15 protein-coding genes and 1 tRNA gene are annotated in these 13,016 nt (G+C 71.0%); 9 read left to right on the forward strand and 7 right to left on the reverse strand.

Annotation, left to right across the window (positions count from 1 at the left end):
* Positions 1-263: 263 nt before the first annotated feature.
* Together AB4039_RS29995 and AB4039_RS30000 are read right to left on the reverse strand one after the other, a co-directional pair.
* Entirely contained in the window at positions 264-737 is a 474-nt protein-coding gene (locus tag AB4039_RS29995; protein WP_030228566.1) for a RidA family protein, read from the reverse strand.
* Positions 734-895: a DUF4177 domain-containing protein gene (locus AB4039_RS30000; RefSeq protein ID WP_007264966.1), complete on the reverse strand. Its 162-nt coding sequence runs from the start codon at positions 893-895 to the stop codon at positions 734-736. The genes AB4039_RS29995 and AB4039_RS30000 overlap by 4 nt, the downstream gene beginning before the upstream one ends.
* Positions 896-941: 46 nt before the next feature.
* Here AB4039_RS30000 and AB4039_RS30005 point away from each other — a divergent pair, with 46 nt between their 5' ends.
* Both AB4039_RS30005 and AB4039_RS30010 read left to right on the forward strand, forming a co-directional pair.
* Entirely contained in the window at positions 942-1,931 is a 990-nt protein-coding gene (locus AB4039_RS30005; RefSeq protein WP_266839994.1) for an ArsA-related P-loop ATPase, read from the forward strand.
* On the forward strand, positions 1,924-3,240 hold the full coding sequence (locus AB4039_RS30010) for an ArsA family ATPase (RefSeq protein WP_266839995.1): 1,317 nt from the start codon (positions 1,924-1,926) through the stop codon (positions 3,238-3,240). The genes AB4039_RS30005 and AB4039_RS30010 overlap by 8 nt, the downstream gene beginning before the upstream one ends.
* A 28-nt stretch (positions 3,241-3,268) precedes the next feature.
* Here the strand turns inward: AB4039_RS30010 and AB4039_RS30015 are convergent, their stop codons facing one another.
* Positions 3,269-3,619, reverse strand: a complete 351-nt coding sequence (locus AB4039_RS30015; protein WP_030228569.1) for a WhiB family transcriptional regulator — start codon at positions 3,617-3,619, stop codon at positions 3,269-3,271.
* A gap of 397 nt (positions 3,620-4,016) precedes the next feature.
* On the opposite strand from AB4039_RS30015, the gene AB4039_RS30020 reads away from it, so the two are divergent.
* A complete protein-coding gene (locus tag AB4039_RS30020) occupies positions 4,017-6,380 on the forward strand; it encodes a transglycosylase domain-containing protein (protein ID WP_266839996.1) in 2,364 nt (787 codons plus the stop codon).
* An 86-nt stretch (positions 6,381-6,466) separates the two neighbouring features.
* Here AB4039_RS30020 and AB4039_RS30025 read toward each other — a convergent pair whose 3' ends face one another.
* On the reverse strand, positions 6,467-6,928 hold the full coding sequence (locus AB4039_RS30025) for a GatB/YqeY domain-containing protein (RefSeq protein ID WP_266839998.1): 462 nt from the start codon (positions 6,926-6,928) through the stop codon (positions 6,467-6,469).
* Between the two features lie 67 nt (positions 6,929-6,995).
* Between AB4039_RS30025 and AB4039_RS30030 the strand changes: the two genes are divergently transcribed.
* The 6 genes from AB4039_RS30030 (at position 6,996) to AB4039_RS30055 (ending at position 10,649) form a co-directional block, all read left to right on the forward strand.
* Complete coding sequence (locus AB4039_RS30030; RefSeq protein WP_266840000.1) at positions 6,996-7,934, forward strand: metallophosphoesterase; 939 nt, start codon at positions 6,996-6,998, stop codon at positions 7,932-7,934.
* 122 nt (positions 7,935-8,056) lie between these two features.
* A tRNA-Pro gene (locus tag AB4039_RS30035) sits at positions 8,057-8,130 on the forward strand.
* 367 nt (positions 8,131-8,497) lie between these two features.
* Positions 8,498-8,941 carry a luciferase domain-containing protein gene (locus AB4039_RS30040; protein ID WP_442272264.1) on the forward strand — a complete coding sequence of 148 codons (444 nt, stop codon included), beginning with the start codon at positions 8,498-8,500 and terminating at the stop codon, positions 8,939-8,941.
* 393 nt (positions 8,942-9,334) lie between these two features.
* Positions 9,335-9,820, forward strand: a complete 486-nt coding sequence (locus AB4039_RS30045) for a potassium channel family protein (protein WP_442272265.1) — start codon at positions 9,335-9,337, stop codon at positions 9,818-9,820.
* Positions 9,817-10,224 carry a hypothetical protein gene (locus tag AB4039_RS30050; RefSeq protein ID WP_266840004.1) on the forward strand — a complete coding sequence of 136 codons (408 nt, stop codon included), beginning with the start codon at positions 9,817-9,819 and terminating at the stop codon, positions 10,222-10,224. Before AB4039_RS30045 ends, AB4039_RS30050 begins: the two co-directional genes overlap by 4 nt.
* 257 nt (positions 10,225-10,481) lie before the next feature.
* Positions 10,482-10,649: a hypothetical protein gene (locus tag AB4039_RS30055; RefSeq protein WP_442272266.1), complete on the forward strand. Its 168-nt coding sequence runs from the start codon at positions 10,482-10,484 to the stop codon at positions 10,647-10,649.
* A 26-nt stretch (positions 10,650-10,675) separates the two neighbouring features.
* Here AB4039_RS30055 and AB4039_RS30060 read toward each other — a convergent pair whose 3' ends face one another.
* The 3 genes from AB4039_RS30060 to AB4039_RS30070 all read right to left on the reverse strand — a co-directional run bounded on the left by AB4039_RS30060 (position 10,676) and on the right by AB4039_RS30070 (position 12,930).
* Entirely contained in the window at positions 10,676-11,269 is a 594-nt protein-coding gene (locus tag AB4039_RS30060; protein ID WP_266840006.1) for an HD domain-containing protein, read from the reverse strand.
* Between the two features lie 9 nt (positions 11,270-11,278).
* Complete coding sequence (codA, locus tag AB4039_RS30065; protein ID WP_442272267.1) at positions 11,279-12,577, reverse strand: cytosine deaminase; 1,299 nt, start codon at positions 12,575-12,577, stop codon at positions 11,279-11,281.
* Between the two features lie 185 nt (positions 12,578-12,762).
* The gene (locus AB4039_RS30070; RefSeq protein ID WP_158740609.1) at positions 12,763-12,930 is read right to left on the reverse strand and encodes a hypothetical protein; all 168 of its coding nucleotides are present in this window, start codon (positions 12,928-12,930) and stop codon (positions 12,763-12,765) included.
* Positions 12,931-13,016 lie beyond the last annotated feature (86 nt).

Here is a 13,016-nt window from a genome sequence, read left to right on the forward strand (position 1 = left end):
CTCCTGGCCCGCGGCCCCGACCGCCCTCCGGGCGCCGTCCCCGGCCCGGGGACGGCCCGGGACGGCCGGCGACGCCCCACGGCCCGGCCGCTCCCGCAGTGCCGGACGGCACCACGTCACGGCCCGCGCGCCCCCCTGCGGCCGAAAACGCCACCGGCCCCGCACCCGCCCCGCCGGACGGAGTCCGTTGGGGCGGCGCGGAGCCGGGGAGGCCCCTCGGGGCCGAGCGGTGCGAGCGACGCGTCCCCGGAGGGAGCGGCGCGTCAGGCCGAAGCGGTCAGCTCGACCTGGATCTCGATCTCGACAGGGGCGTCCAGCGGGAGGACGGCGACGCCGACCGCACTGCGCGCGTGGACGCCCTTCTCGCCGAGGATCTCGCCCAGCAGCTCGCTCGCGCCGTTCAGCACGCCCGGCTGGGCCGTGAAGTCGGGGGCCGAGGCGACGAAGCCGACGACCTTGACGACACGGGCGATCTTGTCGAGGTCACCGACCACGGACTTGACGGCGGCCAGCGCGTTCAGCGCGCAGGTCGCGGCCAGCTCCTTGGCCTGCTCCGCGGAGACCTCCGCGCCGACCTTGCCGGTCAGCGGCAGCTTGCCCTGCACCATCGGGAGCTGGCCGGCGGTGTACACGTAGGCACCCGACCGCACGGCCGGCTGGTACGTGGCCAGCGGCGGAACGACCTCGGGGAGGGTCAGGCCGAGCTCGGCGATCCTCGCCTCGACGACGCCGCTCATGCCTTCTCCCGCTTGAGGTAGGCCACGAGCTGCTCGGGGTTGTTCGGGCCGGGCACGACCTGGACGAGCTCCCAGCCGTCCTCGCCCCAGGTGTCGAGGATCTGCTTGGTGGCGTGCACCAGCAGGGGCACCGTCGCGTATTCGAACTTCTTGGTCATGGGCCCGAGCGTAATGCCTGGGCGGGAGTGGTTAGGCTCGGACGCTGTGAGCAGGCTCCAGGTGGTCAGCGGCAAGGGCGGCACCGGCAAGACCACGGTCGCCGCGGCACTCGCGCTCGCCCTCGCACGCGAGGGCAAGCGGACTCTTCTCGTGGAGGTCGAGGGCAGGCAGGGCATCGCACAGCTTTTCGGCACGGAGGCGCTCCCTTACGAGGAGCGGAAGATCGCCGTCGCGCCCGGCGGGGGCGGGGGTGAGGTGTACGCGCTCGCCATCGACGCGGAACGGGCGCTGCTGGACTACCTCCAGATGTTCTACAAGCTCGGCTCCGCCGGCCGGGCCCTCAAGAAGCTCGGGGCGATCGACTTCGCCACGACGATCGCGCCCGGTCTGCGGGACGTCCTGCTGACCGGCAAGGCGTGCGAGGCGGTCCGGCGCAAGGACAAGGCGGGACGGTTCGTCTACGACCACGTGATCATGGACGCGCCGCCGACCGGGCGGATCACCCGCTTCCTGAACGTCAACGACGAGGTGGCGGGGCTGGCCCGGTTCGGGCCCATCCACAACCAGGCGCAGGCCGTGATGAAGGTGCTCAAGTCACCCGACACGGCGGTGCACCTGGTGACCCTGCTGGAGGAGATGCCCGTCCAGGAGACCGCGGACGGCATCGCGGAACTCCTGGAGGCGGGGCTTCCGGTGGGCCGGGTCTTCGTCAACATGGTGCGCCCGCACCATGTGGACGAGGGCACCCTGCGCGAGGCCGCCGAGGGTCACCGGGCCGACATCGCCCGGGCCCTGTCCCGGGCCGGGCTCGGGGGCGCGCGGCGGGGCGGGCTGGCCGAGCGGCTGGTGGAGCCGCTGCTGGCGCAGGCCGCGGAGCACGCGAGCCGGGTGGAGCTGGAGCGGGAGCAACGCCAGGTGCTGGCGGGGCTGGACGTGCCGACGTACGAACTCCCCTTGCTCGGCTCGGGGATGGAGCTGGCCGGGCTGTACGAGCTGGCGACTGAGCTCCGCAAGCAGGCGGACGCCGATGAGTGAGGGTGGGAACACCGTGGGCCTGGACACTCCCGCGCGACTGGCCGTCGACGCGCTGCTGGACGACCCGAAGACCCGGATCATCGTGTGCTGCGGGGCGGGCGGGGTCGGCAAGACCACGACGGCCGCGGCGCTCGGCGTCCGGGCGGCCGAACGCGGGCGGAAGGTGGTCGTGCTGACCATCGACCCGGCGCGCCGGCTGGCCCAGTCGATGGGCATCGATTCGCTGGACAACACCCCGCGCAAGGTGGTGGGCGTGTCCGGCGGGGGCGGCGAACTGCACGCCATGATGCTGGACATGAAGCGGACCTTCGACGAGATCGTCGAATCGCACGCGGACGCGGAGCGGACGCGGGCCATCCTCGCGAACCCCTTCTACCAGTCCCTGTCGGCCGGTTTCGCGGGCACGCAGGAGTACATGGCGATGGAGAAGCTGGGGCAGCTGCGGTCCAAGGACGACTGGGACCTGATCGTGGTGGACACCCCGCCGAGCCGGTCCGCGCTGGATTTCCTCGACGCGCCGAAGCGGCTCGGGTCCTTCCTGGACGGGAAGTTCATCCGGGTGCTGATGGCTCCGGCGAAGGTCGGCGGGCGGGCCGGCATGAAGTTCCTGAACGTCGGCATGTCGATGATGACCGGCACGCTGAGCAAGCTGATGGGCGCCTCGCTGCTGAAGGACGTGCAGACCTTCGTGGCCGCGATGGACACGATGTTCGGCGGGTTCCGCACCCGCGCGGACGCGACCTTCCGGCTGCTCCAGGCTCCCGGCACGGCCTTCCTCGTGGTCGCCTCCCCCGAGCCGGACGCCCTGCGCGAGGCCGCGTACTTCGTCGAACGGCTGGCAGCGGAGCGGATGCCGCTGGCCGGCCTGGTGCTGAACCGGGTGCACGGCAGCGATGTCGCGGGGCTGTCCGCCGAGCGGGCCCTGGCCGCCGCAGAGAATCTTGAAGAAGGCGGCATTGTCGATCAGGAGTCCGGGAAAGCTGGACTTCGTGACGCCGCCGACGACGGCTCCCCCGGCGTGGACGACGCACCGAAGACCTCCGGAGACCCGGAAGCACCCGACGCACACCACACGGACGACGCGCGCGTCGTCACGGAGGTGGACGAGATCACGGCAGGGTTGTTGCGCCTGCACGCCGAACGCATGCAGGTGATCGCGCGCGAACAGCGCACCCGCGACCGTTTCACTTCACTGCACCCCGAAGTGGCGGTGGCTCACGTGGCCGCCCTGCCCGGCGATGTACACGACCTCGCCGGGCTGCGGGCCATCGGAGAGCGACTCGCGGCCGGTGTTCCGGCCGGAGCATAGGCGTTCGTACGACGTGGCGCCCGGGTGGTTACCCGGCTGCCGCGTACGTCTCGTACGACACGTCGATCTCCGCGTCGACGTCCACGGTCAGGATGCCCGTACTGCGCTCGTACTCCGTGCGGGCGGTTTCGAGCAATCGTCGCCACGAGGTGACGGTGGGACGCCTGCGCAACAAGGCACGTCGTTCCCGCTCGGTCATTCCGCCCCACACTCCGAACTCGACACGATTGTCGAGCGCGTCGGCCAGGCATTCGGTCCGCACCGGGCATCCGGTGCACACCGCCTTGGCCCTGTTCTGTGCCGCTCCTTGAACGAACAGTTCATCCGGATCGGTAGTGCGGCAGGCTGCCTGCGCACTCCAGTCGGTAACCCAGCCCATCCCGGCGCCGTCCTCTCCCGAATCGAGGCTCCCCCACGGCGGTAGCGGCATATTCACCGCTGCCAGTTGAGGACGTTACGGAAGGTGGGCACAGTGCAACACCCCCGACGGGCCCAATCTTGAATGGTCCGAACGGACTATGGGTAAGCGGCAGATCACCCGACGGAGTGATCCGGCGACATGCCCGACCATTCCGGCGATTCGGGTGAAATCGGGAAAGTGTCGGTGCGGGGCCGCCAGCGGGAAGAGCGGGATTCGGACATGCGTCCACCCCATTCGGGAAGGGTGAAAATCAAGCCGGGGGGTTGATGTGGCACCGCACTCCTGTGACAGTTGGGGTCAGCTTAGGCCAAGGCATTCGCGTGTGTCCGGCGAATGAGAACGTAGGCTGCCCTCCATGGGAAAGAAGCGCTCGGGCGGCGGGCTCACGGGGCCACAGCAGGCCGCCAAGTTCCTCGGGGTGTCCGTTCTCTCCGGAGTCGTACTCGCCGGCATCGCGATCCCGGGCGCAGGCGCGCTGGGACTCGCGGCCAAGGGGACCGTCGAGGGTTTCGACGAGATCCCGGCCAATCTGAAGACCCCTCCGCTGAGCCAGCGCACCACGATTCTGGACGCGGAAGGTGGCCTGATCGCCACCGTCTATTCACGGGACCGGCAGGTGGTCCCGCTCACGGCCATCTCGCCGTACATGCAGAAGGCGATCGTCGCGATCGAGGACTCGCGTTTCTACGAACACGGCGCGGTCGACCTCAAGGGCATCCTGCGCGCGGTGAACCGGAACGCGCAGGAGGGCGGCGCCGCGCAGGGCGCCTCCACGCTGACGCAGCAGTACGTCAAGAACGTCTTCGTAGAGGAGGCGGGTGACGACGAGTCGAAGGTCCGCGAGGCCCAGGAGAAGAGCCTCGGACGCAAGATCCGCGAGCTGAAGTACTCGATCCAGGTCGAGGAGGAGCTCGGGAAGAAGAAGATCCTCGAGAACTACCTCAACATCACGTACTTCGGCCAGCAGGCGTACGGGATCGAGTCCGCGGCGCAGCGCTACTTCAGCAAGCCGGCCAAGGACCTGACCCTGGAGGAGTCGGCGCTGCTCGCGGGCGTCGTCCAGTCGCCGAGCCGGTTCGACCCGGTGAACGACGCGCAGGAGGCGATGAAGCGCCGTAACACCGTCCTCCAGCGGATGGCCGACATGAAGGACATCTCGCAGGCGGAGGCGGACGAGGCGAAGAAGAAGCCGGTGACCCTGAAGGTGACCCGGCCGAAGAACGGCTGCATCACCGCGGTCAAGGGCGCGGGCTTCTTCTGCGACTACGTGCGCAACACCTTCCTGTCCGACCCGGTCTTCGGCAAGACACGGGAAGAGCGCGCGAAGATCTGGAACCAGGGCGGTCTGACGGTCCGTACGACGCTGGACCCGCAGTCGCAGGACGCCGCCAACGCCTCGATCAAGGACCACGTCCACGAGGACGACTCGATCGCGACGGCCGTGACCATGGTCCAGCCGGGCACCGGACGGGTGCTGGCCATGGGCCAGTCGAAGCCGTACGGCTTCGGGAAGAACGAGACGCAGATCAACTACTCCGTGGACAAGCGGATGGGCGGCTCCAACTTCGGCTTCCAGGTCGGATCCACGTTCAAGCCGTTCATCGCCGCCGCCGCCATAGAGCGGGGGATGGAGCCGACGAAGGTGTACTCGGCGCCGAACAAGATGGAGTACCCGAGCCCGGTGTCCCGGTGCGACGGGTCGAACTGGCAGAACCTGCCGCTCGCCAACGGCAAGCTGCAGACGGCGGAGAACGAGACCCCGGAGGAGCAGGGTCCGTACGCGCTGAAGACGGCGATGGAGAAGTCCATCAACACGTACTTCGTGCAGATGATCTCGGAGATCGGGCTGTGCCCGGTCACGGAGATGACGCAGAAGCTCGGCGTGGTCCCGGCCAGCGGCGTGAAGCTGCCCGAGGAGCCGTCCATCGCGCTCGGCTCCGCCGAGATGTCCCCGCTGACGATGGCCAACGCCTACGCCACCTTCGCCAACCGGGGCGTCTACTGCACCCCGATCGCGCTGGAGTCGATCACCGACGCCCACGGCAAGGCCCTCGCGGTGCCGAAGACCAAGTGCGACCGGGCGATGTCCCAGGACACGGCCGACACGATCAACACGCTGCTGCGCGGAGTGGTCGACTCCGGTACGGGTGAGCGGGCCGGTCTGACCGACCGCGACAACGCCGGCAAGACCGGTACCACGGACAACCGCTACAACGCCTGGTTCGTCGGCTACACGCCGAACCTGTCCGGCGCCGTGTGGGTCGGTTCGGGCGGCGCGAAGAAGATCACGATGGAGGACATCACCATCGGCGGTCAGTACTACCCGAAGGTCTTCGGCGGTGGCCTGCCCGGCCCGATCTGGAAGGACGCGGTCTCCGGCTCGCTGTCCGGCCGCGAGGCCCCCGGATTCGTCACGGTCAACATCCCGGAGCCCTCGGTTCCGGGCGGTGGCGGCGGCACCGGCGGCAACAACGGCACCGGCGGCAACAACGGCGGCCGGAACAACCCGACCCAGCCGACCACCCCGCACAAGCCGGGGAAGCCGGGCAAGCCCGGCGGCGACAACAAGCCGGGGGACAACCGCCCCGGCGGCGCGACGGCGGCCGGACCCACCGGAGGCCTCTTCGGCGGCGCCACGGGAGGCGGCGCGACCGACCCCGTCACCGGCGGCACCGCAGCGGGCGCGGCCGGTCTGATCGGCGGCCCGGAGCCGCAGTAGCGGGAGAAGCGAAGAAGGGGAGGGCCCCGGCGGACGGTTCCGCCGGGGCCCTCCCCTTCTTCATGTACTCCCGGTCCGGTCCGCCGCTACGAGAGCTGCTGCTTGACGACCGCGGCGACGCGGCCGCCCTCGGCCAGACCGGCCACCTTCGGGTTCACGATCTTCATGACGGCGCCCATGGCCCGCGGCCCCTCGGCACCCGCCGCCTTGGCCTCCTCTACCGCCTGCGCGACGATCGCGACGAGCTCGTCGTCGCTGAGCTGCTTGGGCAGGTAGCCGTCGAGGAACTCGCCCTCGGCGGTCTCCCGCGCGGCCTGCTCGCCGCGGCCGCCCTGGGCGAAGGCCTCGGCGGCCTCGCGGCGCTTCTTCGCCTCCTTGGCGATCACCTTGAGGACTTCCTCGTCGGAGAGCACGCGCGCTTCCTTGCCCGCGACCTCCTCCTTGGTGATGGCTGAGAGGGTCAGGCGCAGGGTGGACGAAGCGAGTTCGTCGCGCGCCTTGATCGCGGTGGTGAGGTCTTCCTGGAGCTTGGCCTTGAGCGTGGTCATGCACTGAGTCTGCCAGGTGCGGGGACGGTGGCGCCCGCAGGTTTTCGCGGTCTGCGACGATGGGGGCATGCGCGCGCGTTACGAAGTCCCCCTGAAGGTCACGGCCGGACTCGCGGCGGTGGGGGCCGCCGGAGTGGCCTATGCCGCCGGATTCGAGGCCCGGTCGTTCCGCTTGCGGCGGGTCACGGTGCCGGTGCTTCCGGCGGGGATGCGGCCGCTGCGCGTACTCCAGGTGTCGGACATCCACATGGTCGGCGGGCAGCGCAAGAAGCGCGCCTGGCTCCAGTCCCTGGCGGGGCTGCGCCCCGACCTCGTCGTCAACACCGGCGACAACCTCTCCGACACGGAGGGCGTGCCGGAGGTCCTGGACGCGCTGGGTCCGCTGATGGAGTTCCCCGGCGCGTACGTCTTCGGGTCGAACGACTACTACGGGCCGCGGCTGCGCAACCCGGGGCGCTACCTGATCGAGAAGGCGCAGGGCCGGCACGGGCTGAACGGCAACAAGCCGGTCGTCGGAGCCGTCCACAACCCGTGGGAGGACATGCGGGACGCCTTCGACGCCGCCGGCTGGCTGAACCTGACCAACACCCGGGCCCGCATGAAGCTGAACGGCCTGGAGCTGGCCTTCACCGGGCTGGACGACCCCCACATCAAGCGGGACCGCTACGAGCGGGTCGCGGGCGGCCCCGAGGCGGACGCGGACTTCTCGCTGGCCGTGGTGCACGCCCCCTACCTCCGGGTCCTGGAGGCCTTCACCGCCGACCGCTACCCGCTGATCCTCGCCGGCCACACCCACGGCGGGCAGCTGTGCATCCCCTTCTACGGGGCGCTGGTCACCAACTGCGACCTCGACACCAAGCGGGTGAAGGGACTGTCGACGTACGAGGCCGGGGGGCACCGGTCCTACCTGCACGTCTCGGCCGGCTGCGGCACGAACCGCTTCACCCCGGTCCGCTTCGCCTGCCCCCCGGAGGCCACGCTCCTGACCCTCACGCCCAAGGCCTAGGGTCCGCTCCCCCCTCCTGCAGGGGCCCCTGCAGGGGCCCCGCGAAAACCGGATTTCGTCTCCGGCCGAGGGTCCGCTAAAGTAATCGATGTCGCCAGGCAGCAAGCCTGCACGGTGGACATCGGGGTGTAGCGCAGCTTGGCAGCGCGCTTCGTTCGGGACGAAGAGGTCGTGGGTTCAAATCCCGCCACCCCGACTTCGTAAGACCAGGTCAAGGGCTTGATCCGCATCGCGGGTCAAGCCCTTCCTGCGTTTCGGGTGATCGTTCGGAAGGCACCCAGGGGGATCCGCCTCGAAGGGGCGGCCGGCCTTCGCGTGGAACGACTCGGCCTCCGCGGAGGCCTCCTCACGGCCGGTCAACCGTGGCTCGCGGCCCGGTGCGGTCGCCCCCGCCGAGGGCCTGCCCCCGCATCGTGCCCGGGGAGCCGGCAGTGAGGCCGCCGACGGGCTCCGCCGCGTCCTCGACCGGCTCTCCACCAAGGCGAACGCCGGGAGCCCGCATGCTGCAGCTTCGTCGACCGTTCACCCCGCGGCCGGGTCACCGGCCCGAAAGGACACCCTTCATGCTGACCCTGACTCCCCGCGAAGGCGCGGCTCCGCGCGTCTTCGGTCCGGCCCCGCACGGCCAGGGCTCCCAGATCTCCCCGATCATGCTGCAGGAGGAGCTGTGGGAACGGATGCGCGCGCTGCCGTACGTCTACATGGCCCCCACGCTCGTCTCGGTCCCGCACGCCCGTGCGCTGTTCCTGCCCGAGGGCATCGGCAACGGCCCCGCCGAAGCCTTCCAGGGGGGCCGGGAGTGGGGCCACATCCATCCCCACCACGACGGCTCGCTCCACGTCACGCTCCCGCCGGAGACCGAGGCCGAGGTCATCGCCGCGGGCTGGGGCGTACACCACCCCGTCCAGAACGTGACGCTCGTCTACGGGCCCAGGACCGCGGCGGAGTTGGAGACCGTCTGGCAGATCGTCCAGGCGTCGTACCGGTACGCGATCGGCGCGAAGTGACCCCGGCCCGGACGTAGGACCCGGTCAAGGGCCTGATCCGGATCGCGGATCAGGCCCTGTCACGAGCGGTGCCACGTCTGCTCAGCGCGCCCTTGGCCGGCCTCGGCACGGCTTCGGTTCCGTCGGCCGTCATCGTCAGGTGCTCGGGGTCGCGGGTGCCCATGGCGGTCCGCGGGTCCACTTCCGCGCTGGGGTCGCGCCGCAGGTCGTCCCTGGGTCGAGTCCTTCGTTGCCGACGGAGCCGGCGGGGCGGCGGCTGAGGTGCGGCCGGGGGCCGGCGGTGTTGCAATGCCTGGAGGGCCACGCCGGAGGGGCGGGGCTCCGGAGCACGGGAGGAGGGCCATGGGTGGCGACGACTCTTCCCGGCGGCGGCAGCTGCATGTCCTGTGCCACTTGGCGTGCATCGTCGCCTCGCCGACCGTGCTGACCGCGCTCTACTACGTGGCCCCGCTCGACCACGGCTTCAACGACCTCTCCTTCGGAGTCCTGCTGGGCGGGCTGGTCCTGTTCGGGGCCATGGTGGGCTGGCAGGCATCCGCCATCAGCCGCTCGGAGTATCCGCGGCTGCGGGCGATCGAGGCTCTGGCCACCGCCGTGCCCCTGTTCCTGCTGCTGTTCTCGGCGTCGTACGTCCTGCTCTCGGACGGGAATCCGCAGTCCTTCTCGGAACCCCTGGACCGCACCTCCGCCCTGTACTTCACGGTGACGGTGTTCGCGACCGTCGGCTTCGGCGACATCGTGCCGGCGACCCCCACCGGCCGGGTGGTGACGACCCTGCAGATGGTGGCCGACCTCGTCGTGGTGGGCATCGTCGCCAAGGTGCTCTTCGGCGCGGTGCGGATCGGGCTCACCCGACACCCGGGACGGTATGAACGGTGAGCACGGCGCAGCCCGCGGAGGCGCTCCGGCCGGCGGACGTGCTGAAGGCCCCCGGATATCTGAAGACCCTGCTGTTCTGCGCGCTCGTCGGCATTCCGGTGTCGCTGGTGTCGTTCTGGTTCCTCGCCGGGATCCACGAGCTCCAGCACGCGCTGTGGTCCGGCCTTCCGCACGCCCTCGGCTGGTCCTCCGCCCCTTGGTGGTGGCCGCTGCCGCTGCTGTTCGTCGCGGGCGTGCTGGTCGGGCTGATCGCCCTGCACATGAAGGGCGCGGGCGGTCACATCCCCGTGCGGTCCATGGGTGCGGGCATGGGCGGGCCTCGACGGACGTGCTGCCCGGGGTGGTGCTCGCGGCGGCGGCGAGCCTGCCCTTCGGCGCCGTCCTGGGTCCGGAGGCTCCGCTGATCGCGGGGGTGCTCCTGATCGAGCTGGTGGGTGTGGCGGGGTCCGGCTGTTCGCCGTCATGCTGCCCGCCATGCTGTCGAGCGGCATCGGGTCCCTGGTGTTCACCGGCTTCGGGCGGTGGACCGGCCTGCAGACCGGCAACCTGACCGCGAAGCTGCCCGAGCCGTTCACCCGGCTGGACGCCCCCGAGGTGGTCTGGGGGCTGCTGATCGCGGTGCTCGTGGCCGCCCTCCAGCACGGGCTCATGACCACGGGCCGTGCCGTGGCGACTTACGTCGCGGGACGGACGCTGGTACGGACGGCGCTGTGCGCACTGGGCGCCGGCGCTGGGCATCGCCGCCGTGACACCGCTGGTGATCATGGCGGTCGTGGCCGCCATGATCACCACCGAGCTGCTGCCGGGCGGCCCGCGGGCCGCCGGGTGAGCAACCCGGCGCGCGCCGACCCGCCCTTACGCGTCCAGCGGGTTCGCGGCGATGCGCCGGGCCGCGCCGCCCGCCACGTACGCGGCCGCCGCGCAGGCGGGCTTGCGTACGGCCTGGTCCTCGACCAGGGCCAGGAAGGCCGGGCCGAAGCCGAGGCGCGGGTAGTGCTCCAGCAGGCCGGCCCGGAAGGCGGGGTCGAAGTCGGCCACGCGCAGCCCCGACACGTCCGCGCTCGTGCCCACCTGGAGGAGGTGGCTCTCGACGTCCTCGGCGGCGGTGACGTCGTCGCGCATGTGCAGCACGATCACCTCCTGCGCCCGGGCCCGTCGCTGCGGCGCCCAGCCCAGCCCCGCGGTGAAGATCCGGGCCACGTGGCCGCCGGCCTCCTCGAAGGGGAGGGTGTGGCTGTCGAAGGGCGGGGTCAGGCCCAGGTCGTGCAGCAGGGCGCTGACGTAGAGGAGTTCCGCGTCGTGGGCGAGCCCGTGCCGGCGCGCGTACTCGGCGCCGAAGGCGTAGGAACGGACGGAGTGGTTGAGCAGGGCCTGATCGGCGTACTCCGAGGCTGCTTCGAAGGCCGAACGGGCCGTGTCGGAGTCAAGGTTGTGAAGGGTCCACGTCATGGGGGCACCCTAGGCGGACGGGATGAAGTCCACCTCGGACGGCTCCTCCCCCGGCCAGGACAGCCGTGTCGGCGCGGGCCGGGTCTCGGCGAGCACGCTGCCGCGCGATACGACGTAGCGCGGCCGGACCTGACGGCGGATCGCCTCCTCGGGCGTGGGTGCGGGCAGGAGCACGAAGGAGGCGGGGGCGCCCTCCGTGATCCCGTACTCCGAGGCGTCGAGGCCGAGCACACGGGCCGCACGGCCCGTCACCATCGAGAAGGCGGCCGGGATCTCGTCGGCTCCGGTGAGCTGGGCGGCGTAGAGGCCGACGAGGGCGGTCTGGAGCGGGTTTCCGGTTCCGAGCGCGTTCCAGGGGTCCATCACGTCGTCGTGGCCGAAGGCCACGTTGACCCCGGCGGCCAGCATCTCCTTGACCTGGGTGAGGCCGCGGCGGCGTGGATAGCCGTCGAAACGGCCCTGGAGGTTGAGGTTGGCGAAGGGGTTGGAGACCAGGTTGATGCCGGAACGGGCCAGGAGCCGCTGGAGCTTGTAGCTGTACGCACCGTTGTAGGAGCCCATCGCCGTCGTGTGCGAGGCGGTCGCGCGCCCGCCGAGGCCCGAGCGCAGCGCCAGGGTCGCCAGCACCTCCACGAAGCGGGACTGCTCGTCGTCGATCTCGTCGCAGTGGGCGTCGACGCGCAGTCCGTACTCCTCGGCCAGCGCGAACGCGGTCCGCAGCGAGGCGATCCCGTCCTCGCGGGTGTCCTCGAAGTGCGGGATCGCCCCGACGACGTCCGCCCCGCGCGCCACGGCCTCGCGCAGCAGAGCCTCGCCGTCGGGGAAGGAGACGATGCCCTCCTGGGGGAAGGCCACGATCTGGAGCGTCATCACGTCCCGCACCCGGTCGCGGACCTCCAGCAGCGCGTCGAGCGCGATGAGGGAGGGGTCGGTGACGTCGCAGTGGGTTCGGACGTGGAGGACGCCGTGGGAGGCCTGCCAGCGCAGCACCTGCGTCGCCCGCGTGATCACGTCCTCGCGGGTGAGGGTCCGTTTGCGCTCGCTCCAGCAGGCGATGCCCTCCCAGAGGGTGCCGGAGGCGTTGGGACGCGGCCGGCCGGCGGTCAGGGCGGTGTCGAGGTGGATGTGGGGCTCGACGAAGGGGGCGGTGAGCAGCCCTCCGTGGGCATCGACGAGCACGCCCGTCGCGGGCGGCTCCTTCTGGTCGTCGTGCGGGATCACCCGCGCGATGCGGCCGTCCTCGCCGACCTCGACGTCGGACAGGCCATCGGTGTGGAGGAGCCGGGCACCGCGCACGATCATCCGCATGCGGTCAGCGTACGCACGCGGCGCTCTGTTTCACGTGAAACAACGGCCCGGTGCGCGGCCGACGTCGCAGGACGGGGACGGCGGCGGACAGGCGGGACGGCGGCGGACGGGCAGGGACGGGCAGGGACGGGCACGGCCGGCGCCCGGCGGCGGCCCGTGCGGTGGTCAGCCGCGCTCAGCCGCGCTCAGCCGCGCTTCGACTGGGCCTTCTGCTGCATGCCCCTCGTCTTGGCGGCGACCGACTGGACGTCCCGGACGGCGGCCTTGGCACGCGCCTCGGCCGCGGTGTTCTTCGCCAGCGCGCGCTCGGAGTCCTGGTGCTCGTGGTGACCGGTGCGAGCCTTCTTGGACATGATCAACACCTCTCGGCTGCCTTGGGCGTACCCCCACCACGATGCTCCCCTTCGCCACCGTCGGCATCCCGGAACCGCACCGGCGC

The sequence above is a fragment of the Streptomyces sp. M-16 genome (assembly GCF_052114405.1).
In the GTDB taxonomy this organism is placed as follows: Bacteria; Actinomycetota; Actinomycetes; order Streptomycetales; family Streptomycetaceae; genus Streptomyces.

Excerpts from the sequence above, each read along its gene's own strand:
- AB4039_RS29995 (WP_030228566.1), bottom strand. The coding sequence starts at position 737 with ATGAGCGGCGTCGTCGAGGCGAGGATCGCCGAGCTCGGCCTGACCCTC.
- AB4039_RS30000 (WP_007264966.1), bottom strand. The coding sequence starts at position 895 with ATGACCAAGAAGTTCGAATACGCGACGGTGCCCCTGCTGGTGCACGCC.
- AB4039_RS30010 (WP_266839995.1), top strand. The coding sequence starts at position 1,924 with ATGAGTGAGGGTGGGAACACCGTGGGCCTGGACACTCCCGCGCGACTG.
- AB4039_RS30015 (WP_030228569.1), bottom strand. The coding sequence starts at position 3,619 with ATGGGCTGGGTTACCGACTGGAGTGCGCAGGCAGCCTGCCGCACTACC.
- AB4039_RS30020 (WP_266839996.1), top strand. The coding sequence starts at position 4,017 with ATGGGAAAGAAGCGCTCGGGCGGCGGGCTCACGGGGCCACAGCAGGCC.
- AB4039_RS30025 (WP_266839998.1), bottom strand. The coding sequence starts at position 6,928 with ATGACCACGCTCAAGGCCAAGCTCCAGGAAGACCTCACCACCGCGATC.
- AB4039_RS30030 (WP_266840000.1), top strand. The coding sequence starts at position 6,996 with ATGCGCGCGCGTTACGAAGTCCCCCTGAAGGTCACGGCCGGACTCGCG.
- AB4039_RS30040 (WP_442272264.1), top strand. The coding sequence starts at position 8,498 with ATGCTGACCCTGACTCCCCGCGAAGGCGCGGCTCCGCGCGTCTTCGGT.
- AB4039_RS30060 (WP_266840006.1), bottom strand. The coding sequence starts at position 11,269 with ATGACGTGGACCCTTCACAACCTTGACTCCGACACGGCCCGTTCGGCC.
- codA (WP_442272267.1), bottom strand. The coding sequence starts at position 12,577 with ATGCGGATGATCGTGCGCGGTGCCCGGCTCCTCCACACCGATGGCCTG.
- AB4039_RS30070 (WP_158740609.1), bottom strand. The coding sequence starts at position 12,930 with ATGTCCAAGAAGGCTCGCACCGGTCACCACGAGCACCAGGACTCCGAG.